At 71.6% G+C, this 24,966-nt stretch carries 27 protein-coding genes and 1 riboswitch; of the genes, 15 read left to right on the forward strand and 12 right to left on the reverse strand.

The window, feature by feature from the left end; all coding sequences use genetic code 11:
- From ACIBUY_RS31215 to ACIBUY_RS31225, 3 genes are all read right to left on the reverse strand, one after another.
- Positions 1-501, reverse strand: a complete 501-nt coding sequence (locus ACIBUY_RS31215; protein WP_365566847.1) for a hypothetical protein — start codon at positions 499-501, stop codon at positions 1-3.
- Between the two features lie 71 nt (positions 502-572).
- Positions 573-1,223, reverse strand: coding sequence for a response regulator transcription factor (locus ACIBUY_RS31220; RefSeq protein ID WP_365566706.1), 651 nt, complete (start codon positions 1,221-1,223; stop codon positions 573-575).
- Positions 1,224-1,290: 67 nt separating this feature from the next.
- Entirely contained in the window at positions 1,291-2,460 is a 1,170-nt protein-coding gene (locus ACIBUY_RS31225) for a sensor histidine kinase (RefSeq protein ID WP_399154425.1), read from the reverse strand.
- A gap of 353 nt (positions 2,461-2,813) precedes the next feature.
- On the opposite strand from ACIBUY_RS31225, the gene ACIBUY_RS31230 reads away from it, so the two are divergent.
- From ACIBUY_RS31230 to ACIBUY_RS31245, 4 genes are all read left to right on the forward strand, one after another.
- Complete coding sequence (locus ACIBUY_RS31230) at positions 2,814-3,371, forward strand: heme-binding protein (protein WP_365566705.1); 558 nt, start codon at positions 2,814-2,816, stop codon at positions 3,369-3,371.
- 164 nt (positions 3,372-3,535) lie between these two features.
- A complete protein-coding gene (locus ACIBUY_RS31235; RefSeq protein WP_365566704.1) occupies positions 3,536-4,141 on the forward strand; it encodes an ankyrin repeat domain-containing protein in 606 nt (201 codons plus the stop codon).
- Complete coding sequence (locus ACIBUY_RS31240) at positions 4,138-5,268, forward strand: hypothetical protein (RefSeq protein WP_365566703.1); 1,131 nt, start codon at positions 4,138-4,140, stop codon at positions 5,266-5,268. The genes ACIBUY_RS31235 and ACIBUY_RS31240 overlap by 4 nt, the downstream gene beginning before the upstream one ends.
- Before the next feature lie 52 nt (positions 5,269-5,320).
- The gene (locus ACIBUY_RS31245; protein ID WP_365566702.1) at positions 5,321-6,733 is read left to right on the forward strand and encodes a M1 family metallopeptidase; all 1,413 of its coding nucleotides are present in this window, start codon (positions 5,321-5,323) and stop codon (positions 6,731-6,733) included.
- Here the strand turns inward: ACIBUY_RS31245 and ACIBUY_RS31250 are convergent.
- Complete coding sequence (locus ACIBUY_RS31250) at positions 6,728-7,246, reverse strand: GNAT family N-acetyltransferase (RefSeq protein WP_365566701.1); 519 nt, start codon at positions 7,244-7,246, stop codon at positions 6,728-6,730. The two genes, ACIBUY_RS31245 and ACIBUY_RS31250, sit on opposite strands and share 6 nt — an antisense overlap.
- 186 nt (positions 7,247-7,432) lie before the next feature.
- Here ACIBUY_RS31250 and ACIBUY_RS31255 point away from each other — a divergent pair, with 186 nt between their 5' ends.
- On the forward strand, positions 7,433-8,047 hold the full coding sequence (locus tag ACIBUY_RS31255; protein ID WP_399154379.1) for a LysE family transporter: 615 nt from the start codon (positions 7,433-7,435) through the stop codon (positions 8,045-8,047).
- Positions 8,048-8,137: 90 nt separating this feature from the next.
- Here ACIBUY_RS31255 and ACIBUY_RS31260 read toward each other — a convergent pair whose 3' ends face one another.
- Positions 8,138-8,713, reverse strand: a complete 576-nt coding sequence (locus ACIBUY_RS31260) for a TerD family protein (RefSeq protein ID WP_365566699.1) — start codon at positions 8,711-8,713, stop codon at positions 8,138-8,140.
- 187 nt (positions 8,714-8,900) lie between these two features.
- Between ACIBUY_RS31260 and arfB the strand changes: the two genes are divergently transcribed.
- Positions 8,901-9,329, forward strand: coding sequence for an alternative ribosome rescue aminoacyl-tRNA hydrolase ArfB (arfB, locus tag ACIBUY_RS31265; RefSeq protein ID WP_365566698.1), 429 nt, complete (start codon positions 8,901-8,903; stop codon positions 9,327-9,329).
- Positions 9,330-9,356: 27 nt separating this feature from the next.
- On the opposite strand, the gene ACIBUY_RS31270 is transcribed toward arfB, so the two are convergent.
- A complete protein-coding gene (locus ACIBUY_RS31270; protein ID WP_399154380.1) occupies positions 9,357-9,956 on the reverse strand; it encodes a flavin reductase family protein in 600 nt (199 codons plus the stop codon).
- 264 nt (positions 9,957-10,220) lie between these two features.
- Here ACIBUY_RS31270 and cdgB point away from each other — a divergent pair, with 264 nt between their 5' ends.
- Positions 10,221-11,933 carry a diguanylate cyclase CdgB gene (cdgB, locus tag ACIBUY_RS31275; RefSeq protein ID WP_365566696.1) on the forward strand — a complete coding sequence of 571 codons (1,713 nt, stop codon included), beginning with the start codon at positions 10,221-10,223 and terminating at the stop codon, positions 11,931-11,933.
- A gap of 122 nt (positions 11,934-12,055) precedes the next feature.
- Complete coding sequence (locus ACIBUY_RS31280; protein ID WP_399154381.1) at positions 12,056-13,036, forward strand: carbohydrate-binding protein; 981 nt, start codon at positions 12,056-12,058, stop codon at positions 13,034-13,036.
- A 51-nt stretch (positions 13,037-13,087) separates the two neighbouring features.
- On the opposite strand, the gene ACIBUY_RS31285 is transcribed toward ACIBUY_RS31280, so the two are convergent.
- From ACIBUY_RS31285 to ACIBUY_RS31300, 4 genes are all read right to left on the reverse strand, one after another.
- On the reverse strand, positions 13,088-13,519 hold the full coding sequence (locus ACIBUY_RS31285; protein WP_365566694.1) for a hypothetical protein: 432 nt from the start codon (positions 13,517-13,519) through the stop codon (positions 13,088-13,090).
- A 38-nt stretch (positions 13,520-13,557) separates the two neighbouring features.
- Complete coding sequence (locus ACIBUY_RS31290) at positions 13,558-14,496, reverse strand: 1-phosphofructokinase family hexose kinase (protein WP_399154382.1); 939 nt, start codon at positions 14,494-14,496, stop codon at positions 13,558-13,560.
- A 104-nt stretch (positions 14,497-14,600) separates the two neighbouring features.
- On the reverse strand, positions 14,601-15,746 hold the full coding sequence (gene nagA, locus ACIBUY_RS31295) for an N-acetylglucosamine-6-phosphate deacetylase (RefSeq protein WP_399154383.1): 1,146 nt from the start codon (positions 15,744-15,746) through the stop codon (positions 14,601-14,603).
- Positions 15,746-16,711 carry an ROK family protein gene (locus ACIBUY_RS31300; RefSeq protein ID WP_365566691.1) on the reverse strand — a complete coding sequence of 322 codons (966 nt, stop codon included), beginning with the start codon at positions 16,709-16,711 and terminating at the stop codon, positions 15,746-15,748. The genes nagA and ACIBUY_RS31300 overlap by 1 nt, the downstream gene beginning before the upstream one ends.
- Positions 16,712-16,873: 162 nt before the next feature.
- On the opposite strand from ACIBUY_RS31300, the gene ACIBUY_RS31305 reads away from it, so the two are divergent.
- Genes ACIBUY_RS31305 through ACIBUY_RS31320 form a run of 4 tightly spaced genes read left to right on the forward strand, consistent with a single transcriptional unit; the run spans position 16,874 to position 19,882 of the window.
- Positions 16,874-18,154, forward strand: a complete 1,281-nt coding sequence (locus tag ACIBUY_RS31305; protein WP_365566690.1) for an extracellular solute-binding protein — start codon at positions 16,874-16,876, stop codon at positions 18,152-18,154.
- 10 nt (positions 18,155-18,164) lie between these two features.
- A complete protein-coding gene (locus ACIBUY_RS31310; protein ID WP_365566689.1) occupies positions 18,165-18,392 on the forward strand; it encodes a DUF3263 domain-containing protein in 228 nt (75 codons plus the stop codon).
- A 52-nt stretch (positions 18,393-18,444) separates the two neighbouring features.
- Positions 18,445-19,305 carry a trehalose-phosphatase gene (otsB, locus tag ACIBUY_RS31315; RefSeq protein WP_399154384.1) on the forward strand — a complete coding sequence of 287 codons (861 nt, stop codon included), beginning with the start codon at positions 18,445-18,447 and terminating at the stop codon, positions 19,303-19,305.
- A 37-nt stretch (positions 19,306-19,342) separates the two neighbouring features.
- Positions 19,343-19,882 carry a hypothetical protein gene (locus tag ACIBUY_RS31320; RefSeq protein WP_365566687.1) on the forward strand — a complete coding sequence of 180 codons (540 nt, stop codon included), beginning with the start codon at positions 19,343-19,345 and terminating at the stop codon, positions 19,880-19,882.
- On the opposite strand, the gene ACIBUY_RS31325 is transcribed toward ACIBUY_RS31320, so the two are convergent.
- Entirely contained in the window at positions 19,879-21,258 is a 1,380-nt protein-coding gene (locus ACIBUY_RS31325) for a trehalose-6-phosphate synthase (RefSeq protein ID WP_365566686.1), read from the reverse strand. The genes ACIBUY_RS31320 and ACIBUY_RS31325 overlap by 4 nt on opposite strands.
- 99 nt (positions 21,259-21,357) lie before the next feature.
- Positions 21,358-22,305: a glucosyl-3-phosphoglycerate synthase gene (locus ACIBUY_RS31330; protein ID WP_399154385.1), complete on the reverse strand. Its 948-nt coding sequence runs from the start codon at positions 22,303-22,305 to the stop codon at positions 21,358-21,360.
- A gap of 148 nt (positions 22,306-22,453) precedes the next feature.
- Positions 22,454-22,609, forward strand: a riboswitch (SAM riboswitch).
- 18 nt (positions 22,610-22,627) lie between these two features.
- Here ACIBUY_RS31330 and thrC point away from each other — a divergent pair.
- The 3 genes from thrC to ACIBUY_RS31345 all read left to right on the forward strand — a co-directional run bounded on the left by thrC (position 22,628) and on the right by ACIBUY_RS31345 (position 24,894).
- A complete protein-coding gene (gene thrC, locus ACIBUY_RS31335; RefSeq protein WP_399154386.1) occupies positions 22,628-23,941 on the forward strand; it encodes a threonine synthase in 1,314 nt (437 codons plus the stop codon).
- A 39-nt stretch (positions 23,942-23,980) separates the two neighbouring features.
- The gene (locus ACIBUY_RS31340; protein ID WP_188337653.1) at positions 23,981-24,256 is read left to right on the forward strand and encodes a MoaD/ThiS family protein; all 276 of its coding nucleotides are present in this window, start codon (positions 23,981-23,983) and stop codon (positions 24,254-24,256) included.
- Positions 24,257-24,687: 431 nt separating this feature from the next.
- On the forward strand, positions 24,688-24,894 hold the full coding sequence (locus ACIBUY_RS31345; RefSeq protein WP_164304865.1) for a cold-shock protein: 207 nt from the start codon (positions 24,688-24,690) through the stop codon (positions 24,892-24,894).
- Positions 24,895-24,966 lie beyond the last annotated feature (72 nt).

Genomic DNA, 24,966 nt, shown 5'->3' on the forward strand with positions numbered 1-24,966 from the left:
CTAACCGATGCGGGGGAAGCGCCCTTGCAGGTCCCAGATCGCCGGGTTGTCGGACAGGTCCTCGTGCATGTCCGTCAGGTCGGCGATCAGGTCGTGCAGGAAGTCCCTTGCCTCGCGGCGCAGTTCGGTGTGGGAGAAGGTCAGCGGGGGCTCGTCGCCCGGCTGCCAGTCGGCCTCGATGTCGACCCAGCCGAAGCGGCGCTCGAAGAGCATCCGGTCGGTGGACTCGGTGAAGTCCAGTTCCGCGTACTGCGGGGTGGCGCTGCGGCTGCCCCGCGGGTCGCGGTCGATGCGCTCGACGATGTCGCACAGCGCCCACGCGAAGTCGAGGACCGGCACCCATCCCCAGGCTGTGGACAGTTCCCGGTCGGCCTTCGTGTCGGCCAGGTACACGTCGCCGCTGAACAGGTCGTGGCGCAGCGCGTGGACGTCCGCGCGCCGGTAGTCCGTCTGCGGCGGGTCCGGGAAGCGGCGGGAGAGGGCGTAACCGATGTCGAGCACGTGGTCGATGGTGTCACGTGCCCGCACGTGCGGCTCACGGCAGCGGCCGGGCCTACGGCAGCAGCCAGGGCTTACGGCAGCAGCCGCTGCTCCTTGGCCACCGCGACCGCGCCCGCCCGGGTGTCGACGCCGAGCTTGTCGTAGATCCGGCCCAGGTGCGTCTTGACCGTGGCCTCGCTGATGAACAGGGCCTTGGCGATCTCCCGGTTGCCCAGGCCGTGCGCGAGCTGGGCGAGGATGTCGCGCTCGCGGTCGGTGAGCGTGGGCCGCGGCTTGCGCATGTTGGCCATGACGCGGCTGGCGACGGGCGCGGACAGGGCCGTGCGGCCCTCGGCGGCGGCGTGGATCGCGGCGAACAGCTCCTCCGGGCGCTCGGCCTTGAGCAGATAGCCGGTCGCGCCCGCCTCGATGGCGCGGGTGATGTCGGCGTCCGTGTCGTACGTGGTCAGGACCAGGACGTGCGGGCCCCCGCCGGGCAGCGTGCTGAGGCGGCGGGTCGTCTCGACGCCGTCGATGCCGTCGCCGAGCTGGAGGTCCATCAGGACCACGTCGGGGGTGAGCTTGGCGGCGAGGGCCAGGGCCTCTTCGCCGGTACCGGCCTCGCCCACGACCTCGATGTCGTCGGCGCTGTCGAGGAGGGCGAGCAGTCCTGCCCGTACGACCACGTGGTCGTCGCAGAGCAGGATCCTGACGGGGCGGTTCGCTTCCGCGGGGCCGGACATGGGTGGGGCTCCGTTCTCGGGGTGGACCTGGGTGGGCCTGGGGTGGGCCCGGGTGGGTGGCCCTGGGTCATGGTGCCTGTTCGCCGTGGGGGTGCGGTCCCTCCAGCGGGATCGACGCCGACACGACCGTGCCTTCGCCCGGCGCCGACTCGATCGTCAGGGTCCCGCCCAGTTGCCTGACCCGCGCCCGGATCGCCGGGACCCCGTGGCCGCGCACGCCCGAGGGGGAGCCGGGCAGCGACGCCGGGTCGAAGCCGTGGCCGTCGTCGGCGACGTCCAGGACCACCTGGTCGTCGAGGAGCGTGAGGGTGATCGCGGCGGTGGCGGCACCGGAGTGCTCCCGTACGTTGGCCAGGGCGCCCTGGGCGATGCGGAGCAGGGCGCCCTGGACCCGGTCGGGCAGGCGCGGGGTGCCGTCCGCCTCGCCCAGCGGGTCGACGTGGACGTGGACCGTGAGGTGCTCGCCCGACTCCCGCTCGGCCACGGTGCGCAGCGCCTGCTCGAGGCCGTGGACGAGGTCGGCGGGGGCCAGGTCGTGCACGAAACGGCGGGCCTCGGTGAGGTTGTGCTCGGCGACCGACCCGGCGGTGCGGACGTGGGCCCGCGCCTTGCCCGGGTCCGCGTCCCACACCCGGTCCGCCGCCTGCAGCAGCATCTGCTGGCTGGACAGGCCCTGGGCGAGGGTGTCGTGGATCTCCATGGACAGGCGCTGGCGCTCGGCGAGGGTGCCCGCGCGGCGCTCGGCGGCGGCGAGCTCGCGGCGCGTACGGATCAGGTCGTCGATGAGGGCGCGCTGCCGGGCGGCCTGCCGCTCCATCGTGAGGAACACCGCCGTGGCGATCAGCACGACCGCGGGCGGGCCGAGCACCAGGTCCGGGTCCCAGCGGCCGGACAGCCGCAGCTGGGCGAAGATGACCAGCCCGGTCAGCAGGGTCACCAGGACCAGGGAGGCCCGGGTCGGCAGCATCCGCAGACCCGTGTAGAAGAGGGGCACCGCGCACCAGGCGAAGCTGGGCGCGAGGACGACGAGGACCACCCACACCGCGACCACCAGGGTCAGCCAGACGCGCTGCGCCACGGCGGACGGGCGGGTGGTGACGCGGACCAGGCCGAGGACGTACACGACGGCGAGGACGACGGAGAGCGCGACGATCCACGGGGTGCGGGTGCCGCCGGGGTGGCGCAGCAGGAAGCGGGCCAGCGAGACGGCGAGCAGCAGGAAGAACGCGGCGTGCATGACGGCGGCGAGCCGGCGGGTGTCCGCGTGGTAGTCGTCGTCGATCCGCCCGACGTGCGCCCGCTGGGTCTCGACCACGGCCCCCACCCCTTCCTCTGCTCGATACGGCTCTGCTCGATACGGCTCTGTTCCGTACTGCTCTGTTCCGCATGCGGCCCGAACTGGGCAAACACTCCCATTGTCGCGGGCCCTCGCGCCCCCGGGGTCAACCGATCGGATGACCCCGGCATCGGCCGCTCGGCAGGCCGCGAGCAGCCGGAACGTCGACGGGTCGAGGCCGGTTCCGGACCCAGGATTGAGAGCAGAAGGAACGACCGACCAGCACGACTGGCTCTCACTCAGGAGTACCTCCCATGAAGAAGCTCTCCCGCCGCACCACCCTCGTCACCAGCGGTGCCGTGATCGCCGCCGTCGCCGCCGGCACCTTCGGCGCCGTCACCGCGAGCGCCTCGGCCCCGGCCGCCGCCCCGGCCGCCGCCGCCAAGGCCGACGCCAAGAACAACAACACGATGTCCACCACGCACCTCACCGCCGACGCCGCCCAGAAGGCCGCGCAGGCCGCGCTCGCCGAGGCGAAGAAGGAGAACCAGAAGGTCTCCGTCGCCGTCGTCGACCGCAACGGCAACACCATCCTGACCGTCCGTGGCGACGGCGCGGGCCCGCAGTCGTACGAGGCCGCCGAGAAGAAGGCGTTCACCGCCGTCTCCTGGAACGCCCCGACCTCCGAGCTGGCCAAGCGCCTCGAGAACGCGCCGACGCTGAAGGACATCCCCGGCACGCTGTTCCTCGGCGGCGGCGCCCCCGTCACCGCCAAGGGTGCCCCGATCGCGGGCATCGGCGTCGCGGGTGCCCCGTCCGGCGACATCGACGAGAAGATCGCCCAGGCGGGCGTCGCCTCGCTGGGCAAGTAAGCCCTGCTTGCCAGTTGACCGGGTGGGCCGCTGACCGCGGCCCGTCCGGCCGGATGAGCCGCGCCCGTCCGCGCGGCTCGTCCCCCCACGCCCCGGCGGCGCATGGTTCCCCCCGTACCGTGTGCCGCCGGTCCGTCATATCCCGCTCCACGAGGAGTACTGCCATGCCCTCACTCAGCGACGACGACCGCGCCCTGCTGGCCGCCGCCGGGCAGGGTGACGCCGACGGCGTCCGGGCCGCGCTCGGCGCCGGTGCCCGTGTCGATGCACGCGATGCGCACCGGCGTACCGCCCTGCTGCTCGCGGTCCAGGACGATCACGTTCGGGCCGCCGAGGTGCTGGTCGCGGCCGGGGCCGACCCGAACGCCGCCGACGACCGTGCCGAGAGCCCCTGGCTGGCCACCGGCGTCACCGGCAGCGTCCGCATGATGCGCACGCTGCTCCCGGCGGGCCCGGACCTCAAGCAGCGCAACCGGTTCGGCGGCATCGCCCTCATCCCCGCCGCCGAGCGCGGTCACGTCGAGTACGTACGGGCCCTGCTGCGCGAGACCGACATCGACGTCGACCACGTCAACCGCCTCGGCTGGACGGCCCTGTTGGAGGCCGTGATCCTCGGCGACGGCGGCCGCGCGCACCAGGAGATCGTGGAGCTGCTGATCACCGCGGGTGCCACGCCGGGCCTGCCGGACGGCGACGGCGTCACCGCCCTGGCCCACGCCGAGCGGCGCGGCTTCGCCGAGATCGCCGGTCTGCTGAGGGCCGTGCGGTGAAGCGGCGTCTGCTGCTGGCCGCGACGGCGGTCGTGCTGCTCGCGGGGTGCGCCGCGCAGACCAGTAACACCCCGGAAGCCACGGCGAGTTCGCGTACGCCCGCGGCGCCCACGGCGCCCGCCCCCACGACCGCGAAGACCCCCGACGGCACCCTCCTCGTCTCCGACTTCGGTGCCGACACGGTCTCGTTCGTCGACCCGGACAAGGGCGTCTTCGACTCGGTGCAGGTCGGCACGGCCCCCTACGGTGTGGCGCTCGGCGCGGACGGACGCGCCTGGGTCGCCACCGCCGAGGGCGTCGCCGTCGTCGACACCGACGCCCGTACGCGGATCGCGCTGATCCCGTACGAGACGGGGAACCTCGGCGAGCCGACGTACGGCGAGTACCGCGGCGGCGGCATGGGCATCGCCCTCGCGCCCGACGGCAAGCACGTGTACGTGGGCGTCAACGTCCCTGACGGCAACGGGGCGTTGGAGGCCGTCGACACCGCCACGCTGAAGGTCACCGGCACGGCCGACGTCGGCCGCCGCCCCTTCGACGTGGACGTGTCGCGCGACGGCACGCAGGCGTACGCCACCGACCACGACTCGTTCGACGTCACGGTCGTCGACGTCACGGACCCCGCGGACCTCGACGACACCCGCCGCATCGAGGTCGCCCCGTACGGCACCGAGGGCGGCCTCGGCTCCTGGCTGAAGCCGCACTACGCGGCCGTGCGGCCCTCGGACGGCAGGCTCCTGTTCCCCTTCGAGGGCGAGAAGCTCGTGGTCGTCGACCCGGACACCGGCCGCTCGACGATCGAGAAGATGACGGCCAACACCCACCAGCACGGCACCACGATCACCCCCGACGGCACCCTCCTCGTCGTCGGCACGGGCCCCATCAACCCCTCCCAGGACGACGGCCCGTCCCTCACCGTCCGCGCCCCGGACGGCAAGGAGAAGGTGATCCCGCTCGACGGCCCGCACGAGGACGTCACGGTCTCCGCCGACGGCCGCACGGCCTACGTCACCGGCGGCTTCACGCGCGAGGGCTACTGGAACGGCATCACGGTCGTCGACCTCGACAGCGGCGACACCCGCCGACTGGCAGCGGGGGAACGGCCGTTGGGGATCGCGGTGCTCTGAGAGCCTGCCTTTTGAGCGGCAGTGCGGGCATAACCGGCCATAGGATCATGAGATGCGCACCCCCAGGCCCCTCGTGACCATCCCCGTCCTGCTGGCCCTCGCCGCCGTCCCCGCCTGTTCCGGCGGCGTGCACGGCAGCCCGGGCGCCGCGGGGCTGCGCGACCCGTACTTCCCCAAGCTGGGCAACGGCGGGTACGACGTCACGCACTACGCCCTCGACCTCGCCTACGACCCGGCCACCCACCACCTCACCGGCACCGCCGACATCACCGCGAAGGCGCACAAGAACCTCAGCGCGTTCAACCTCGACCTCAAGGGGATGACGGTCGACGGCGTCACCGTCGACGGCAAGCGCGCCGTCGGCAGCCGTGCCGGAACCGAGCTGACGGTCCGGCCGCACGACGAACTGCGCAAGGGCGCCACCTTCCGCACCACCGTGCGCTACTCCGGCGAACCCGTGACCATCACCGACGCGGACGGCTCCGAGGAGGGCTGGCTGCGCACCGAGGACGGCGCGCTCGGGCTCGGCGAACCCACCGGCTCGATGGCCTGGTTCCCCGGCAACCACCACCCCTCCGACAAGGCGACGTACGACATCACGGTCACCGTCCCCAAGGGGCAACAGGCCGTGTCCAACGGGGAGTTGAAGAGCGAGCGGACGTCCGCCGACGGGCGGCACAGCACCTTCTCCTGGCACGTCCCGCAGCCCATGGCCACGTACGTCGCGACCGTCGCCGTCGGCCGCTTCGACACCCACCGCTCCACGACCGACTCCGGCCTGCCCGTCTACACCGCCGTCGACCCGGAGGAGGCGGAGGCGAGCCAGAAGGTGCTCGCCCAGCTCCCCGACGTCGTCGACTGGGAGACGGAGAACTTCGGCGCGTACCCGTTCTCCTCCACCGGCGCGATCATCGACCGCGAGGACGACGCCGAGTACGCCCTGGAGACGCAGAACCGGCCCGTCTTCCCCGGCGCCCCCGAACTCCTCCTGCTCGTCCACGAGATGGCGCACCAGTGGTACGGCGACTCGGTCACGCCGAAGACCTGGCGCGACATGTGGCTCAACGAGGGCTTCGCGACGTACGCGGAATGGCTGTGGGACGAGGACCGCGCCGACGATCCTGTCTCCGCACAGGACACCTTCGACCAGCTCTACAAGCGGCCCAAGAGCGCCGCGATGTGGGCGTTCCCGCCCGCGGACCCGCCGAGCGCCGCGCAGGTCTCGGACCCGCCCGTCTACGAGCGCGGCGCGATGGTCCTGCACAGGATCCGCGAGACGATCGGCGACGACCGGTTCTTCGCCCTGCTGAAGACCTGGCCCGCCGACCACAAGTACGGGAACGCGGACACGGACGACTTCACCGCCTACGTCGAGCAGAAGAACCCCGGCAAGGCGAAGGAACTGAAGGACGTCTGGCGCGTGTGGCTGTACGGCAACGGCAAGCCGGCCGACGACGGGTCATGAACTGAGCCGTTTCCTCAACACCCGGCAGGGGCGCTGGAGTTGGCGGTCCACGCGGCGGTCGATCTCCTCGTAGCCGAGGGACTGCCAGAAGGCGAGCCCCTTGGGGTTGGCCTCGAGCACGGCGAGGCGCACGGCGTCCCGGCCGGCCGCCCGGAACCGTTCCTCGACCGCGGCCGCCAACTCCCGCCCGTACCCCTTGCGTTGCCGCGCCCCGTCGACGATCAGGAACCCGATCCAGGGATCCGGGTCCGCCGGATCCGGGTGGTGCGCGAGCGTGACGGCGACCCCGGCGAGGCGGCCCCCGGCCCGCGCCAGCAGCACCTCGGCGCCGGGCTGCGCCAGTTCGTCGGCGAGCTCGGTGGCGACCTGCTCGACGGTGATGTGGTCGGGGTCGGGGTAGTCCCCGCTCAGCGCGAAGAACTCCCGGTTGGAGGCGTACAGCTCCGCCACCTCGCCGAGCAGCTCACCGGGCAGGGCGTGGTCGGGGCCTGGGGAGAGCGGTTCGAGGATCATGCGGTGAGCGTAAGGCCGGGCCGGGCGCGAGGCACGGGCGGAAATTGCGTTGCACGGCGGGCGCGCGTGCGGGCACGATCCCGCCATGACCTCGACCTCGTACCCGCGCCCGCTGTCCGCCCCGGCCGTCCCGGCCCGGCGACAGCAGCAGGCCGCCCGACGCCGGAGGCCGATCCCGCGCGTCGCGTGACCGGGGCCCTGGCAGCGGGGCTGCTCGCCGGGTACGGCATCGCCGTCCCGGTCGGCGCCATCGCCGCCTATCTGGTGTCCCTGACGGCCCGCACCAATCTGCGGACCGGCGCCTGCGCCGCCCTCGGCGTCGCCACGGCCGACGGGCTCTACGCCCTCGCCGCGGTCGCGGGCGGCGCGGCCCTCGCCCCTCTGATCCGGACGGTCCAGACCCCGCTGCGCTGGACGGCGGCGGCGGTCCTGCTCGCACTGGCCGCGCACGGCACCGTACGCACGCTGCGGCGCCGCCACGCGCCTCGCGCGGCGGAACCCGAACTCCCCGGCCACCGCGCCTACTTGGGCCTGCTGTGGCTGACGCTGCTCAACCCCATCACCGTCGTCTACTTCGCCGCCCTCGTCCTCGGCGGCGGCGAAACCGTCTCCGGCACCGCGCAGCGCGCTGTGTTCGCCGCGGCCGCGTTCGCCGCGTCGGCGAGCTGGCAACTCCTCCTCGCCGGCGGCGGCGCACTCCTCGGCCGCGCGCTCACCGGCCCACGGGGGCGACTCGCGACGGGGCTGACGTCGAGCCTCCTGATCGGAGGTCTCGCGGTGCGCCTGGCGCTGTCGGGATAGGGCCGCCCGGTTTCCTCCTTCTCCGGAGGCGGCGCATGCCAAAGGGGCACCGGCCCACGGCCGGTGCCCCTCCCTGCTGGCTCAGCTGCGTCAGACGTTCACGCCGAAGTCCTGCGCGATGCCGACCAGACCCGAGGCGTAGCCCTGGCCGACGGCGCGGAACTTCCACTCCGCCCCGTTCCGGTACAGCTCGCCGAAGACCATGGCCGTCTCGGTGGCCGCGTCCTCGGAGAGGTCGTAGCGGGCGATCTCGGTGCCGCCAGTCTGGTTCACGATGCGGATGTACGCGTTGCGGACCTGGCCGAAGTTCTGCGTGCGGGTCTCGGCGTCGTAGATCGAGACCGGGAAGACGATCTTGTCGACGTCGGCGGGCAGCGCCGCCAGGTTCACATTGATCGCCTCGTCGTCGCCGGCGCCCTCACCGGAGCGGTTGTCACCGGTGTGCACGATCGACTGGTCCGGCGTCTGCTTGTTGTTGAAGAAGACGAAGTGGGCGTCCGAGTAGACCTTGCCCTGCGTGTTCACCGCGATCGCGGACGCGTCCAGGTCGAAGTCGGTGCCGGTGGTGGTGCGGACGTCCCAGCCGAGGCCCACGGTGACGGCGGTCAGGCCCGGAGCCTCCTTGGTGAGCGAGACGTTGCCACCCTTGGACAGGCTTACAGCCATGGTTCGGGAGTCCCTTCCCTCGTTAAGTACCTGGGTACCTGAAGTACGTGCGTAGCCGAAGCTACTCGTACCCCTATGAACGCGGAGGGGGGTACCAGAGGTTCCAGCTCCCTTTACTTTCTTTACGTTGTTCGTGTGCGGGCGAAAACGGGGTGACGGGGCGGCCCGGGCACGCGACCATGGACACATGTCAGGGCCCTATCCCATCCGCGGCTCGGTCGTCCTTCCGGAGGCCGAGCTCGTCTGGCGTTTCTCGCGGTCGTCCGGGCCGGGCGGTCAGCACGTGAACACCAGCGACTCCCAGGTGGAGCTGCGCTTCGACCTGGCCGCCACGAAGGCGCTGCCGCCGGTGTGGAAGGAGCGGGCCCTGGAGCGGCTCGCGTCCCGCCTCGTGGACGGGTCGGTCGTCTCGGTCCGGGCCTCCGAGCACCGTTCGCAGTGGCGCAACCGCGAGACGGCGGCGACCCGCCTCGCCGCGCTCCTGGCGGAGGCGACGGCACCCCCGCCGAAGCAGCGCCGCCCGACGCGCATCCCGCGGGGTATCAACGAGCGCCGCCTCAGGGAGAAGAAGGCCCGCTCGGAGACCAAGCGCGGCCGCACCGGACGGGACTGGTAGCGCCCGACCCTCAATCCCCGGGCCGCCCTACCCGAGGTTCCGGTACCGCCCCCGGAAGTACATCAGCGGGCCCCCCTCCGCGCTGGGCAGGGCCGCGCTCAGTACCCGGCCGATCACCAGCGTGTGGTCGCCCGCGGGGACCACCTGTTCCGTGCGGCACTCCAGCGTGGCGAGCGCTCCGCCCACCAGTGGTGCCCCCGAATGCTCCCCGCGTACGTACGGGATGTCCTCGAACAGGAGCCGGTCGCTGATCCGCCCCTTCATGGCGAAGCGGCCGGCGATGTGGCTCTGGGACTCGGACAGGATCGACACCGCCCACAGGGGCTGCTCGTCGATCAGGTCGTCCATCCGGGACCCGTTGCGCAGCGAGACCAGGACCAGGGGCGGGTCGAGGGAGACGGACATGAACGCCGTCGCCGTCATGCCCGCGTCCTCCCCGACGGGCCCGTCCGGGTCCAGCGGCGGCTCGTGCGCCGTCAGCAGGACGACGCCCGCCGAGAGACGGGACAGGGCGGCACGGAACTCGTCGTTGCTCACTCCCTCAGCATGCCCGGGGCCGGCAGGGGAGGGGGGGAAGGGGGTGAGGGGGACAGGGGGAGTGGCGGTGGCAGGGGGAGTCTTCAGCACGTCAGGAACGCTAGTCGCGGGCCCGCCCGCCCCACATCGGGCGGACGACCGAGACGGGACCTAGGTCCTCCTGGGACCTCAACCCTCCGTCTCCCCTTGTGACTTGAGTCACAGGAGCCATATTTTGTTGACCCTGTGTACCGGGTGCACAGCTCGCTGTGATTCAGTGGCGGTCGACACTGCGAAATGAACGTGCCGCTGCACGTGCGCGTAGAGAGCGATCAAGATTCTGGAGTGCTGTCGAGGTCTCGGGGAGAGCTGAGCATGGAGACCGAGTCGGAGCCCTACGTCCGTCTTGCGACCCTGCGTCAGCTGCACCAGGTCATGGCGGACATGAACACGGCCCGCAGCCTGGCCGACACCCTGCAGACCGTCGCCGACGGCGTGGTCAACGGGCTCGGTTACGAGCTGGCGTGCGTGAACCTCGTCCGCCCCGACGGCGACCTGGTCGTCGCCGCCTTCGCGGGGAACGCGGCGGCGGAGGCACTCATCACCGGCCGCGTCGGCTCCCGCACCTCCTGGGACCGCCGCCTCGCCATGGGCGAGGCATGGGGCGAGCTGCGCTTCATCCCGTACACCGAGGGCTGGATCCTCGACGAGGACGACGTGCCGCAGTGGTTCACCGACGGCCCCCCTCCCCGCTTCGAGGACGAGTGGCACCCCGCCGACCGCCTCTTCGCCCCCATGTATGCGACCGGCGCCTCCGGCGGCGAGCTCCTCGGCGTCATCTCCGTGGACCGCCCGCGCAACGGACGCAGGCCGGGCGCCTGGGGCCGCGAGGCCTTGCAGATGTACGCGTTCCAGGCCGCCATCGCCATCGCCAACGCCCGGCTGCGGGCCAACATGCAGCGCGCCCTGGTGCGGCTCGAGCGCGAGCAGCAGGCGCTGCGCGCCAGTGAAGAGAGCTTTCGGCAGGCCTTCGAGTACGCGCCCTCCGGCATGGCCATCGCCGAGATGGGCGGCGACCAGCACGGCCGGATCCTCAGGACGAACGACGCGCTGTGCCGCCTCCTCGGCCGCCCGGCGTCGGCCATGCGCCGCTACTCCTTCTCCGACCTCGTGCATCCGGAGGACATAGGCACCCTGCTGCGCACCTCCGCCGAGGGCGGGCGTGCGGAGCTGCGGCTCGGGCGGCGCGACGGCACGTACGTCTGGGTGTCCCTGCGCAACTCCGTGGTGGCCGACGCCACCGACGGGCCCCGCTTCCTGCTCACCCACGTCGAGGACATAGAGGAGCGCAAGCGCCGCGAGCTGCAGCTCGCCCACCGCGCCTCGCACGACTCCCTCACGGGCCTGCCGAACTCGGCGGAGCTGCGTGCCCGCCTCTCCGCCCGGCTGTGCCGCCACCCGCAGGGCACACGGCCCAGCGCCATCGACTCCCTCGACGCGGCGTACGGGGACCACGTGGCCTCGGTCAACGGCAGCGACTCGAACGGGCACGGCTTCGACTTCTCCTCCGCCCTCCCCGTCCCGCACCAGTCGGGCCTGTACGACGACGGGTTCGACGGGTTCGATCACCATGTGCACGTCGTCGCGCCCGAGGGCAGCGGGGCCGACGGGTCCGGTGCCGACGACGGCACGAAGGGCCTCGCTGTCCTCTTCTGTGACCTCGACGGCTTCAAGTCGATCAACGACCGGTTCGGGCACAACGCGGGCGACGCCGTCCTCATCGAGGTCGCACGCCGTCTGACCAGCGGCGTCCGGGACGGCGACACCGTCGCCCGGCTCGGTGGTGACGAGTTCGTGGTGCTCGCCGACGGGCTCGGCCGCGCGGACGCCGCCGACCTTGCGGTCCGGTTGCGGAACGCCATCATTCCGCCGATCCGCGTGGACGGCCGGGCGGTGCGCGTGGGCGCCAGTTTCGGCATCGGCTGGGCGCACTGCGGCATGACCGCCGAGGAAGTGCTGCAATCCGCTGACCAGCGGATGTACGTAGAGAAAAGATCACGCGCCAAGCAGCACCGGCGCGCCGGCTGACCGGTCGGCGCGACGGGATCACTCCTGGTTCCACAGGTTTCGGTGAGGTCAAGGCCACGCCTTGGGGTCACTCGCAGCGGGTACGCTCGCCCGGTAAGCACACGTGTAGGGAGTGATCAGGGATGGCGCCCGGCAACAACGGCGCGAGCACCACGCCCGAGGACGACGATCCGTTCGGCTATCTGTACGCCGACGGACAGGCGGCCGGGGCGACCCCGCCCAACAGCGGGGGTGGCGGCTACGGCTACCCGAATCCCCGGTCCTCATACCACCAGGTCCGTCCGGTCGGCGAGCGCCAGTACGGCCAGCAGCAGCAGTACGGGCAGCAGGTCCCGCAGCAGCAGCCGCAGACCGCCGTGTACAACAACCAGCCGGACGCCTACTACCAGGCGCCCGAGACGCTGCCCGGCGGCGCCCCCGGCCAGCCCGGACCGCCGCAGGCGCCCGGGCACGGCGGCGGTCGCGGCTCGGGCGGCCGCGGACCCAACACCAAGGCGCTGCTGATCGGCGCGGTCGCCGTGGTCGCGGCCGTCGTCATCGGCATCGGCGTCGCCATGCTCGGCAACGGAACGGACGACGACAAGGGCGGCGACGCGGGCGGCAAGCCCTCCGGCGACTCGCAGACGGTGCAGCCGAGCGAGTCCGCCTCGGCGTCCGCCTCCGCGGACCCGGTCGACCTGCCCAAGACCGACGCGAAGGTGCTGCAGCTGAACGGCGGCACGGCGCTCGCCACCGACGTCCCGGGCGCGAAGGCCGACGGCGGCCAGTACGTCGCGGGCTTCAACACGGTGGGCGCGAGCGTCACGTGGACGGTCAGCGACATCCCGAAGGACGCGGCGTACAGCCTGCACGTCAGGTACAGCGTGCCCGGCGAGGACGGCAACGCCACGATGACGGTGAACGGCACCAAGCAGTCCCGCCCCCTGAGCATGAAGAACTACGCGCATGCCGAGAAGGGCAAGTGGGAGAAGGGCTGGACGGACACCTGGGGTGTCGTCCAGCTGACCAAGGGGACGAACGCGATCGCGCTCTCCTGCGAGCAGGGGAACCAGTGCAACGCGCTCATCGACCAGATGTACCTGGTCGAGGGAACCAAGGGCTGAGCGGGGCGCGGGGCCCGCGCCCCGCCCCCGCCCCCGTTGCCTGACGACGGGTCAGGACATCCACTCCGTGCAGGAGTTGAGCAGGGTGTCGCCCTCGAAGCGCGCCACCTGGACGCCCCAGTCGAAGATGCCGGAGTCGTCGATGGCGTACGACGTCAGGTCGATGCTCGTGCCGCTGCCGCCGGTGGCCGCGTGCCACGCCCAGTTCTTGCGCGTGCCGTTGACGTTCTTGGTGATCAGACGGGCGCGGGCGTGGTGGCCGTCGGCCGCCGAGTCGAGCACGGTCATGTAGAAGTCGAGCCGGTCGTCGGCGCCCCAGTAGTCGGCGATGATCCGCCCGTAGGCGCCGGTGGTGGAACACTCGGCGGCGTAGGTCCCGGCCGAGGCGGGGGAGGCGAGCGTCAGCGTCAGGGCCAGGGCGCCGACCGCGCCGCCTGCGAGCTGGACGGATCGCTTGCTTAGAACGTTCTTTACCTTTGACATGGCCGCGATAGTACGGGGTGTTGATCAACGGCGCTGCCCTATGCGGCAGTTGACTGCTGCGTCACCGACACCTTCGTCACCAACTGGTCGTACGTCGGGCGGTCGAACTCTCCCGCCACCGGCGCCACCACCGTCGCCGCCGACAGCGCCACCGCACGGGCCAGGCGCTCGGGCCACGGCAGGTGTTCCACCAGGCCCGAGAGCAGGCCCGCCACCGCGGAGTCGCCCGCGCCCGTCGGGTTGCCCGACAGCCGGTCGGGGGCCGGGGCGCGCCACTCGCCGTCCGGGGTGAGGGCGACCAGACCCTCGGCGCCGAGGGAGGCGACGACGGCGTGCGCGCCGCGCCTGCGGGCGTCCTTCATCGCGCTGGGCGGCTCGTGGGAGCCGGTGAGTTCGGCCAGTTCGTCCGCGTTCGGCTTGACGACGTCGGGGCGGGCCGCGATGCCGCGGCGCAGCGGTTCGCCGCTGGTGTCGAGGAGTACGGGCACGGCGGCGGCGCGCGCGACCCGGACGAGCGTCGCGTACGCGCCCACCGGGAGCCCCGGGGGCAGGCTGCCGCACAGGGCCACCGCGGCCACCGAGGACTCCGGGCGCAGCAGATGCGCGTACGCCTCCTGGAAGGCCGCCCATTCGGCGGGGGAGACCAGCGGGCCCGGCTCGTTGAGCTGGGTGGTGTCGCCGGTCGCGGCGTCGACGACGGCGACCGTGCGACGGGTCGAACCGCTGACGGGCACGAGAGCGTCGGAAATCCGCTCGGCGCCCAGGAGTTGGTCCTGGACCGTACGTCCCGTCGCGCCGCCCGCGAAGCCCGTGACGGTCACCTCGTGCCCGAGTGCGGCCAGCACCCGCGCCACGTTCAGCCCCTTGCCGCCGGGCCGCTCGGTGACCTCGGTGACACGGTGCGAGGAGTGCGGGCGCAGCGACGGCACTCGGTACGTGATGTCGAGTGCGGTGTTCAGCGTGACAGTGAGGATCACTGGACCCCACCCCCCTTACGTACTTTTGGTAACGGGGGCCGATCATGCCAAAGACAAGGCGGTTGGCCCAGACCTCGGACCAACCGCCATGACCTGTGCGCGAGTTACGACGCCGTGGGGTCGACGATCCACTCGCCCTTGCGCATCACGCCCTTGAGCTCGAACTCCTCGTCCAGGACGACGAGGTCGGCGTCCTTGCCGGGCTCGAGCGAACCCACCGTGTCGTCGATGCCGAGCAGCCGTGCCGGATTGGCCGAGATGGCGCGCACGACGTCCTCGACGTCCAGCTTGTCGATGGTGACCGACCGCTTGAACGCCCGGTCCAGGGTCAGCGTCGAGCCCGCGATGGAGCCGCCCTCGACGAGCCGCGCCACGGAGTCCTTCACCTCGACCTCCATCGGGCCGAGCATGTAGCGCCCGTCACCGAAGCCGGCCGCGTCCATCGCGTCGGTGATGAACGCGACCTTCTCGCCGCCCTTGTGGTGGAAGGCGAGTTCGAGGGCCGCGGGGTGCAGGTGCGTGCCGTCGTTGATGAGCTCGACCGTGATGCGGTCGTCCTCCAGGAGCGCGGCGATCGGGCCCGGGGTGCGGTGGCCGAGGGGCGGCATCGCGTTGAACAGGTGCGTGGCGACGGTGGCGCCCGCGTCGATGGCCAGAGCCGTCTGCTCGTACGTCGCGTCGGTGTGGCCGATCGCGGCGATCACGCCCTGCTCGGCCAGGAGGCGCACGGAGTCGATGCCGCCGGGCAGCTCGGTGGCGAGCGTGACCATCTTGGCCTTGCCGCGCGCGGCGTCGACCAGCTTGCGCACCGCGGCCGGGTCGGGGTCGCGCAGGAGCGTCTCGTCGTGGGCGCCCTTGCGGCACGGGGAGATGAACGGGCCCTCGAAGTGGATGCCCGCGAGCTCGCCCTGCTCGGCCAGCTCGGAGAGCAGGCCCGCGCGCTGCGTGAGGAAGTCCATGTCACCGGTGACGAAGGACGCGACGGCCGTGGTCGTGCCGTGCAGCCGGTGGGTGTGCAGGCCCTTGAGGATGTCGTCGACCGTGCCGGAGGTGAAGGACGCGCCGCCGCCGCCGTGGTTGTGCATGTCGACGAAGCCGGGGACCACCCAGTGTCCTGACAGGTCGACGGTCGGGGCGTCGGCGGGGGCGGACCCCGCGATGCGTGCACCGTCGACGATGACGCGTCCGTCGGTGACGGTCCCGGTGGGCAGTACCACCCGGGCACCGGCGAGCACCTTTGCTGTGGCCATCAGGCGGTTACCTCCGCGCTATCAGTGCTGTCAGTAGTGGGTCTGGCGTGGTGGAGCAGGTCCCAGGCGAGCAGTCCCGCGCCCAGGCAGCCGGCGCTGTCCCCGAGGACGGCCGGGACGATCGTGGGGAGCGACTGGAAGGTGACGCGCTCCGCGACGGCCGCACGCAGGGGTGTGAACAAGGTTTCCCCGGCCTCGGCCAGACCGCCACCGATGATCAGGGTGCGGGGGTCCAGCAGAGTGAGAGCCATGACGAGCCCGTCGGCGAGCGCGTCCACGGCGTCCTGCCAGACCAGGGCGGCCTTCTCGTCGCCCGCGTCGACGGCCCGCGCGCAGTCCGCCGCGGTGGCCGTCTCGTCGCCGCTCGCGGCCTGCCAGGCCAGGGTGACGGCGGACGCCGACGCGTACCGCTCCAGGCAGCCGCGCTGTCCGCAGCCGCAGGGCACGCCGCCGGGGCGTACGACGACGTGGCCGATCTCGCCCGCGGAGCCGTGCGCCCCCGGCTCGATGTGCCCGTCGATGCCGATCGCGCCCGCGATCCCGGTGCCCAGCGGCAGGAACAGGAAGCGGTCGGCGTCCTTGCCCGCGCCGAGCCGGCCCTCGCCGAGCCCGCCGGTGCGCACGTCGTGGCCGAGCGCGACGGGGATGGTGCCGAGCCGCTCGCTGAGCAGGGCCCGCATCGGCACGTCGCGCCAGCCGAGGTTGGCGGCGAACAGGGCGATGCCGTTCGCCTCGTCGACGACGCCGGGCACGGCGACGCCGGCCGCCACGGCGGGCTCGCCGAACCGCTCCTCCCCGTACGCGCGCAGCTCGGCGGCGAAGTCGAGGATGGTCTCCACGACCGCCTCGGCGCCGCGCTCGCGCTCCGTCGCCCGGCGCGCCTGATGCAGCAGCGTGCCGTCCGCCCCGACCAGGGCGGCCTTCATCCCGGTGCCGCCCACGTCGAGGGCGATGACATGTTCCACGGGGCACAGTGTCGCGCGTACCCCCTTGAAAGGTCTAGTCCACTCGCACGATCTTGCGCGGAAACGGCCGTGGGCACGGCCCTGTTGCCGGAGCGTGATGCGGGTGGTGTAGACCTTAGGGTTCACGCGTGACACGGACGCGCGTGACACGGACATGAGGGCATGAGGGTGGGAACAGCGGTGCAGCGGCACATCACCGGTCTGATAGCGGCAGCGGCCGCACTGGGCATGGCGGGCACGCTCAGCGCGTGCGGCGGCACGGGCTCCGGCGACGTCACGCTGAAGCTGGTCGCCGCCGACTACGGCGACTCCGCCGACAACGGCTCGCAGAAGTACTGGGACAAGCTCGTCGCCGCGTACGAGAAGGACCACCCGAACGTCAAGGTCGACGTCGACGTCTACTCGTGGAACGACGTGGACGCCAAGGTCAAGACCATGGTCGACGAGGGCGACGCCCCCGACATGGCACAGATCGGCGCCTACGCGGACTACGCCGCCGCAGGCAAGCTCTATCCGGTCGGCGACCTGCTCAACGTCCCCACCCAGGCCGACTACCTGTCCCAGCTCGCCGACGCGGGCAAGGTCGACAGCACCCAGTACGGCATGCCGTTCGCCGCCTCCACGCGCCTGCTCTTCTACAACAAGAAGCTCTTCAAGGACGCGGGCATCACGCCGCCCCGCACCTGGGCCGAGCTCGAGGCCGACGCCAAGGCGCTCAAGGCGCACGGCGTGAAGACGCCCTACGCGCTGCCGCTGGGCGCCGAGGAGGCGCAGGCCGAGACCATGATCTGGATGCTGAGCGGCGGTGACGGCTACACCGACGACGTCGGCTCGTACACCATCGACTCCAAGCAGAACGTCGCCACGTTCGACTGGCTGAAGGACGACCTCGTCGGCAAGGGCCTGACCGGCCCCACCGCGCCCGGCAAGCTCAACCGGGCCGCCGCCTTCGCCGCGTTCTCCAAGGGCGAGGTCGGCATGCTCAACGGCCACCCCACGCTGATGCAGATGGCGACGAAGGGCGGCGTCGAGTACGGCACCGTGCCGCTGCCGGGACCCAACGGTCCGGCCCGCTCCACCATGGGCGTGGCCGACTGGATGATGGCGTTCAAGCAGAACGGCCACCGCAAGGAGGTCGGCGACTTCCTCGACTTCGTCTACAGCGAGAAGAACGTCCTGGACTTCTCCCGCGAGTACGACCTGCTGCCGGTCACCAACAGCGCCTCCGAGGCGATGTCCGGGGCGGCGGAGGACAAGAAGCTCTGGCCGTTCCTCTCCTCGCTGAACAACTCCGAGATCTACCCGGTCGGCAAGACGTCCTGGGCGTCGGTCGCCGCCGACGTCAAGGAGCAGATCGGCTCCGCCGTCACCGCGAACAACAGCCCCGGTGCCGTCCTCGGCCGGATCCAGAACCAGGCGGCGGCCGCCGAGTCCGCCGAGTAGCGTGACCGGCATGGAGTCTCTGGGTGAACGCGAGCGGGCCGTGCTCGCGTTCGAGGGGCGCGGTTTTCCGTCACCGGGGGCGAAGGAACGCGCCATCCGCGAGGAGCTCGACCTGGCGCCGGTCCGCTACTTCCAGATACTGAACGCGCTGCTCGACGACCCGCGGGCCCTGGAGCACGCCCCGGTGACGGTCAACCGGTTGCGCAGGGTGCGCGAGGAGCGGCGCAGCGAGCGCTGACCGTGCTGACCGCGCTGTCTCCGGGGCTCCCGGCCCGGCTATCGTCAACGCCATGGGCAGCCACCAGGACGACCAGGACGACCTCTGGACCCCGACCACTCCCGCCGGCCGTGACGGCCTGGCCGCGATCGTCGCCCGCCCCTCCCGGGCGGTCATCGCCCTGGACTTCGACGGGACCCTCGCCCCGATCGTGCCCGACCCCGAACAGGCCCGCGCCCACCCGGACGCCGTCCCCACGCTCGCCGCGCTCGCCCCGCACGTGGCGTCCGTCGCCGTGATCACCGGGCGCCCCGCGGGCGTCGCCGTCCGCCACGGCGCCTTCGCGGGCGTGCCGGGCCTGGAACACCTCGTCGTCCTCGGCCACTACGGCGCCGAGCGCTGGGACGCCGTCACGGGCACGGTGCGCGCCCCGGCCCCGCACCCGGGAGTCGCCGCGGTGCGCTCCGAACTCCCCGGAGTCCTCGCCGAGTTGGGCCTGTGGCACGACACGTACGTGGAGGAGAAGGGCCGTGCCGTCGCCGTGCACACGCGCCGCGCGGGCGACCCGCAGGGCGCGTTCGAGACGCTGAAGGCACCGCTGGCCGCGCTCGCCGCCCGCCACGGCCTGATGCTCGAACCGGGCCGCCTGGTCCTGGAGTTGCGCCCGCCAGGCGTCGACAAGGGCGCGGCCCTCACCCAGTACGTACGCGAGGTCGGCGCGGAGTCGGTCCTCTACGCGGGCGACGACCTCGGCGACCTCCCGGCGTTCGCGGCGGTGGAGAAGCTCCGCTCGGACGGCCTGCCCGGGCTCCTGGTGGCGGCCGACACGGTGATCGCGGAGCTGGCGGACCGGGCCGACCTGGTGCTCGACGGCCCGGCCGGGGTGGTCGGCCTGCTCGCCCACCTGACCCGGGCGGTCACCCGGGGCCGGTGACGAGCGCCGGGGGCGGCCCGCTTACGATCACACCCTTATGCGACCCCGACCTCGCCCCCTGCGCGCCGCTCTCGCCGCCACCGCCCTGACCCTCGCCGCCCTGCTCACCGCCTGCGGCGGCGGCTCGGGCGGCTCGTCGTCCGGCGGTTCGGGCGGCTCGTCGTCCGGCGGCTCCGCCGCCGACCACGCCGTGACCGGTCTGCGCGACGACCTCCGCTCCACCCCGAAGCGCACCACCCGCGCCACGCGCCCGCACATGGTCAAGGAATGCGGCGCCACCCACACCCGGCGGGTCAAGCACACGTCGAGCAGCGGCAGCGGCAAGAAGCGCAGGACCCGCACCTGGTACACCACCGAGACGTCCCAGGACTGCAAGAAGGTGCAGCACGGCACGGAGACGTACACGCGCGTCCTGCGCCGGGCCCGCTGGTGCGTCGAGCTCGACAACGTGGGCGGCAAGCCGAAGAAGGACGACGTCTGGTACGAGGTCTCCTCGGCCGACTACCACCGGGCGTCCGGCATCGCCGAGGGCAAGAAGATCACCTTCGAGCCCGTCGGCACCGGCTGCCCCCACTAGTCGCGCAGCGCCTGCAGTTGGTCCAGGAACCACTGGCCGGGCGGCAGGGCGGTGGCCGCCGCCGCCAGCCTCTTCGTGCGCTCCGCCCGCTCGTCCCCCGCCATGTCGAGCGCGGCGGCCAGCGTCTGCGAGGTCCCGGTCACGTCGTACGGGTTGACGACCAGCGCGTCCTCGCCGAGCTCCTCGTACGCCCCCGCCTCCCGGGAGAGCACCAGCACGCAGCCCTCGTCGGAGACGACCGGCACCTCCTTCGCGACGAGGTTCATCCCGTCGCGGATCGGGTTCACCAGGGCCACGTCGGCGAGCCGGTACGCGGCCAGGGAGCGCGCGAAGTCGTCCTTCACGTGCAACACCACCGGCGTCCAACTCTCCGTACCGAAACGGGCGTTGATGGCATCGGCGACCCGTGACACCTCCGCCGTGTAGTCCCGGTACACGGCGAGGTCCTGCCGCGAGGGGTAGGCGAACGCGACGTGGACGACCTGCTCGCGCCACTCGGGGCGGGTCTCCAGCAACAGCTCGTAGGCGTGCAGACCGCGCACGATGTTCTTCGACAGCTCGGTCCGGTCCACCCGCACGACGACCTTCCGGCCCTCGCCCACCTGCTCCCGCAGCGCCGCGAGCCGCTCCTCGACGTCCGCCCGCCGCGACCGCTCCCGCAGGAAGTCCGCGTCGGCGCCGAGCCCGTGCACCCCGATCCGCGTGCCGGAGGTGCCCCCGAGGATCCGCGTACAGCAGTCGATGAACGCGTCCGCCCAGCGCCGGGTCAGAAAGGCCAGCCGGTCCGCGCCGAGCATGCCCTTGAGCAGCTGCTCGGCGATGTCGTCGGGCAGCATCCGGAAGTAGTCGACGGGCGCCCAGGGCGTGTGCGAGAAGTGCCCGATCCGCAGGTCGTCGCGCAGCTCGCGCAGCATCCCCGGCACCAGCGCCAGGTGGTAGTCCTGCACGACGACGGCCGCCCCCTCGGCGGCCTCCTGCGCGAGCGCCTCGGCGAACGCCCGGTTGTACGCCTCGTAGGAAGCCCACTGGCGCCGGAACTCCGTGCCGAACGACGGCTCCAGAGGCGTCTGGTAGAGCATGTGGTGCACGAACCACAGCACCGAGTTCGCGATCCCGTTGTACGCGTCCTCGTGCACGCCCGCGTCGATGTCCAGCATCCGCACACCCGGCTCGCCGACCCCGCGCCGCACGGCCTCCCGGTCGCCGTCGCCCAGCGCCGCGCACACCCACAGCTTGTCGTCGACCACACTCAGCGCGGAGACGAGACCGCCTCCGCCGCGCCTCGCCCCGATCGTCCCGTCGTCGTCGACGACGTACGAGACCGGGCCGCGGTTGGACGCGACGAGAACCTCAGCAGCACCATGCGTGGAAGCCATACCGGCACGCTAGCCCGGGCCGGAAGCGTTCAAACGTACGGCCGGACCCCGTCCGGGGCCCGGCCGTATACGACCCGCTCGGCAGCGGGCCGTCCTGCCTCACGCCACGCGGCGCTCCGCGTACTCGCCGATCTCGGCCATCGGCGGGCGCTCCTCGGTGTCCACGGCGTACGTCCTCGGCTCGAAGCCGTCCTCGCCCCGCTCGAACTGCGTCAGCACCGGCCGCACCAGATGCCCGCGCGCAAGCCGCAGCTGCGCCGTGCGGTAGATCGCCGCGGCCATCCGGCCGAGCGCCTGCCCGTCCTGGTGCCGGTGGATCCTGACCCCCACGTCGACCTGGGCCAGCGCGTCCAGGCCCACGGTGTGCAGCGCGTCCACGAGGAGGCCGAGCTCGACCCCGTATCCGACGGGGAACGGCAGCCGCTCGAGCAGCGACCTGCGCGCCGCGTACTCACCGCCCAACGGCTGGACGAATCCCGCCAGTTGGGGCCAGTGCAGATTGAGTATCGGCCGGGCCATCAGCTCGGTCACGCGCCCGCCCTGGCCCGCCGCCCCGCCCAGCGGCCGGTCGTACATCGCCTTCACGAAATCCACGCCGGGGTCGGTGAGCAGCGGACCGACGATCCCGGAGACGAAGTCCGCCGAGAACTCCTTCAGGTCCGCGTCCACGAAGCAGACGATGTCACCGGACGTGACGAACAGCGACCGCCACAGCACCTCGCCCTTGCCGGGCCTGGCCGGGATGCGCGGCAGGATCGTGTCCCGGTGCACCACCCGGGCCCCGGCCGCCGCGGCGACCTCGGACGTACGGTCCGTGGAACCGGAGTCCACGACCACCAGCTCGTCGACGAGCGGCACCGCCTGCGTCATCAGCTCGCGCCGGATCACGGTGACGATCTCGCCGACGGTCGACTCCTCGTCGAGCGCGGGCAGGACGACGCTGACCTTCTGGCCCGACGTACGTTTCGCCGCGATCAGCTGGTGCAGCGGGCGGTCGGCCACGGACCAGGAACGCCTGCTCAGCCAGCGCTCGACCTCTTCCAGCACGGTCAGGGTCCTCCCGTATGTGATCCATCTCGCGGTACGGACGACTATCTCAAGGGTCCAGGGCTTCGGTTACAGTCTTGAACAACGCCGGTGACCATCGCATGTCGGGGGTCACCCGAGCCCACAACTGAAACTCACAATCGAATACCGCTCATCCAGAGGGGCAGAGGGATACGGCCCGTTGAAGCCCCGGCAACCCTCCAGCCGGTCTCGTCCGCACACATCACCGTGCGCAGCGAGGCTCCCGGCTAGGGAAGGTGCCAAATCCGTCTCGCGGCGAGGTGCGTCGCGAGGAAGATGAGGAGAAAGGGCCTCGCCTCTCATGGCTGTACAGACTGTCGCCACCGAAACGACCACCACCGTCGCCGCTGTTGATCTGGGGCCGGCCAGTGGCCTCTCCTGCCGCGAGTGCGGCGCCCAGTTCCCGCTCGGTCCGATCTTCGCGTGCGTCGAGTGTTTCGGGCCTCTGGAGGTCGCTTACGACCTGCCCGTCGGGGGGCCCGAACAAGCCGCAGCCCTCCGCAAGCAGATCGAGGCGGGCCCGGCCAACATCTGGCGCTACGCCCCTCTCCTGCCCGTCCCGGCCGACGTCGCCGAGAAGCCGAACCTGAACCCGGGCTGGACCAAGCTCGTCCAGGCCGACAACCTCGCCCGTGAACTCGGCGTCGAGCAGGGCAAGTTGTTCGTCAAGGACGACTCCGGCAACCCGACGCACTCCTTCAAGGACCGCGTCGTCGCCCAGGCCATCGAGGCCGCCCGCGCCTTCGGCTTCACCACCCTGTCCTGCTCCTCCACCGGCAACCTGGCCGGCGCCGTCGGCGCCGCCGCCGCCCGCGCCGGCTTCCGCTCCTGCGTGTTCATCCCGCACGACCTGGAGCAGGGCAAGGTCGTCATGGCCGGTGTCTACGGCGGTGACCTCGTCGCCATCGAGGGCAACTACGACGACGTGAACCGCTTCTGCTCCGAGCTCATCGGCGACCCGCTGGGCGAGGGCTGGGGCTTTGTGAACGTAAATCTCCGTCCGTACTACGGCGAGGGTTCCAAGACGCTCGCCTACGAGATCTGCGAGCAGCTCGGCTGGCAGCTGCCCGACCAGCTGGTCATCCCGATCGCGTCCGGCTCGCAGTTCACGAAGATCGACAAGGGCCTGAAGGAGCTCATCGCGCTCGGCCTCGTCGAGGACAAGCCGTACAAGCTCTTCGGCGCCCAGGCCGAGGGCTGCTCCCCGGTCTCCGTCGCCTACAAGGGCGGCCACGACGTGGTCCGCCCGCAGAAGCCGAACACGATCGCCAAGTCGCTCGCGATCGGAAACCCGGCCGACGGCCCGTACGTCCTCGACATCGCGCGCCGCACCGGCGGCGCCGTGGAGGACGTCAACGACGAGCAGGTCGTCGACGCGATCAAGCTGCTCGCGCAGACGGAGGGCATCTTCGCGGAGACCGCGGGCGGTGTGACCCTCGGCGTCACGAAGAAGCTCATCGAGGCGGGCCTCATCGACCCGACCCTGACGACGGTCGTCCTGAACACCGGTGACGGGCTCAAGACGCTCGACGCCGTTGCCGATTCGTCCCAGGCGACCGCGACCATCCGGCCGTCCCTCGAGGCGTTCCGCGATGCGGGCCTCGCCACCGACTGAGCCAATCGAACCAGCCCTGTAGCACCGGGAGTCACCCCCATGAGCGTCAACGTCCGCATCCCCACCATCCTCCGCACCTACACCGGCGGTCAGGCCGAGGTCCCCGCCGAGGGCGCCACCCTCGCCGACGTCATCGCCGACCTGGAGAAGAACCACACCGGCATCGCCGCCCGCGTCCTCGACGACCAGGGCAAGCTGCGCCGCTTCGTGAACGTGTACGTGAACGACGACGACGTCCGTTTCGAGCAGGGCCTCGAGACGGCGACGCCGGACGGCGCCGGGGTCTCGATCATTCCGGCCGTCGCCGGCGGCTGATCTTTCGCGTTCTACGCAGAGTTACTTGAATTGCCCCCTCCGCGAGAGAAGCGGAGGGGGCAATTCTGCATGGTTGAGGGGGGTACAGTTGGGGAAGCTGGTTCGTTCTCCTCTGTGGTGCATGACGGGCGCATATGAGTTCTCGCCCGGGCCCCGACAAGAAGCAGCCAAAGTGTCCAGCCCATTCGGGCCTTTTATGGCATTTACGCGGCCCGACTTGCCCTGAGATCCGGCGAGTTGGCCCGATTCCCCCGATCGAGCGTGCCCAGAATTCTCGTCCGATTGACCTGTTGCAGACGGCAGTTGGGCAGATACATTCAGCCGCGGTCGACGCGTTCCGGCGCACACCCCCAAACCCTTTGGGGCGTGAGGTCTGACCCGGGTCCGCGAAGTGCGGACTCGCGCAAGGGCCAGTAATAGGGGAGTTAGGCATGGCTCAGGGCACCGTCAAGTGGTTCAACGCGGAGAAGGGGTACGGCTTCATCGCGGTCGACGGTGGTGCGGATGTATTCGTCCACTACAGCGCGATTCAGATGGACGGCTACCGCACCCTCGAAGAGGGTCAGCGAGTGGAATTCGAGATCTCGCAGGGCCAGAAGGGGCCGCAGGCCGACATGGTCCGCCTGGCCACTAGCTGAAGCGCGTCGCGTCTGACTGAAGCTTCGTACGAGACGAAGGGTCCGCGTCCCCCAGGGGGCGCGGGCCCTTCG

This window comes from Streptomyces sp. NPDC050085, assembly GCF_044460595.1.
Lineage (GTDB): Bacteria > Actinomycetota > Actinomycetes > Streptomycetales > Streptomycetaceae > Streptomyces.

Bases quoted from the DNA above. Each gene is read 5' to 3' on its own strand.
- ACIBUY_RS31345 (WP_164304865.1), top strand. From the start codon at position 24,688: ATGGCTCAGGGCACCGTCAAGTGGTTCAACGCGGAGAAGGGGTACGGC.
- ACIBUY_RS31285 (WP_365566694.1), bottom strand. From the start codon at position 13,519: ATGTCAAAGGTAAAGAACGTTCTAAGCAAGCGATCCGTCCAGCTCGCA.
- ACIBUY_RS31310 (WP_365566689.1), top strand. From the start codon at position 18,165: ATGGAGTCTCTGGGTGAACGCGAGCGGGCCGTGCTCGCGTTCGAGGGG.
- ACIBUY_RS31245 (WP_365566702.1), top strand. From the start codon at position 5,321: ATGCGCACCCCCAGGCCCCTCGTGACCATCCCCGTCCTGCTGGCCCTC.
- thrC (WP_399154386.1), top strand. From the start codon at position 22,628: ATGGCTGTACAGACTGTCGCCACCGAAACGACCACCACCGTCGCCGCT.
- ACIBUY_RS31325 (WP_365566686.1), bottom strand. From the start codon at position 21,258: ATGGCTTCCACGCATGGTGCTGCTGAGGTTCTCGTCGCGTCCAACCGC.
- otsB (WP_399154384.1), top strand. From the start codon at position 18,445: ATGGGCAGCCACCAGGACGACCAGGACGACCTCTGGACCCCGACCACT.
- arfB (WP_365566698.1), top strand. From the start codon at position 8,901: ATGTCAGGGCCCTATCCCATCCGCGGCTCGGTCGTCCTTCCGGAGGCC.
- ACIBUY_RS31305 (WP_365566690.1), top strand. From the start codon at position 16,874: ATGAGGGTGGGAACAGCGGTGCAGCGGCACATCACCGGTCTGATAGCG.
- ACIBUY_RS31260 (WP_365566699.1), bottom strand. From the start codon at position 8,713: ATGGCTGTAAGCCTGTCCAAGGGTGGCAACGTCTCGCTCACCAAGGAG.
- ACIBUY_RS31235 (WP_365566704.1), top strand. From the start codon at position 3,536: ATGCCCTCACTCAGCGACGACGACCGCGCCCTGCTGGCCGCCGCCGGG.
- ACIBUY_RS31280 (WP_399154381.1), top strand. From the start codon at position 12,056: ATGGCGCCCGGCAACAACGGCGCGAGCACCACGCCCGAGGACGACGAT.
- cdgB (WP_365566696.1), top strand. From the start codon at position 10,221: ATGGAGACCGAGTCGGAGCCCTACGTCCGTCTTGCGACCCTGCGTCAG.
- ACIBUY_RS31225 (WP_399154425.1), bottom strand. From the start codon at position 2,460: ATGCACGCCGCGTTCTTCCTGCTGCTCGCCGTCTCGCTGGCCCGCTTC.
- ACIBUY_RS31320 (WP_365566687.1), top strand. From the start codon at position 19,343: ATGCGACCCCGACCTCGCCCCCTGCGCGCCGCTCTCGCCGCCACCGCC.
- ACIBUY_RS31340 (WP_188337653.1), top strand. From the start codon at position 23,981: ATGAGCGTCAACGTCCGCATCCCCACCATCCTCCGCACCTACACCGGC.
- ACIBUY_RS31220 (WP_365566706.1), bottom strand. From the start codon at position 1,223: ATGTCCGGCCCCGCGGAAGCGAACCGCCCCGTCAGGATCCTGCTCTGC.
- ACIBUY_RS31250 (WP_365566701.1), bottom strand. From the start codon at position 7,246: ATGATCCTCGAACCGCTCTCCCCAGGCCCCGACCACGCCCTGCCCGGT.
- nagA (WP_399154383.1), bottom strand. From the start codon at position 15,746: ATGGCCACAGCAAAGGTGCTCGCCGGTGCCCGGGTGGTACTGCCCACC.
- ACIBUY_RS31230 (WP_365566705.1), top strand. From the start codon at position 2,814: ATGAAGAAGCTCTCCCGCCGCACCACCCTCGTCACCAGCGGTGCCGTG.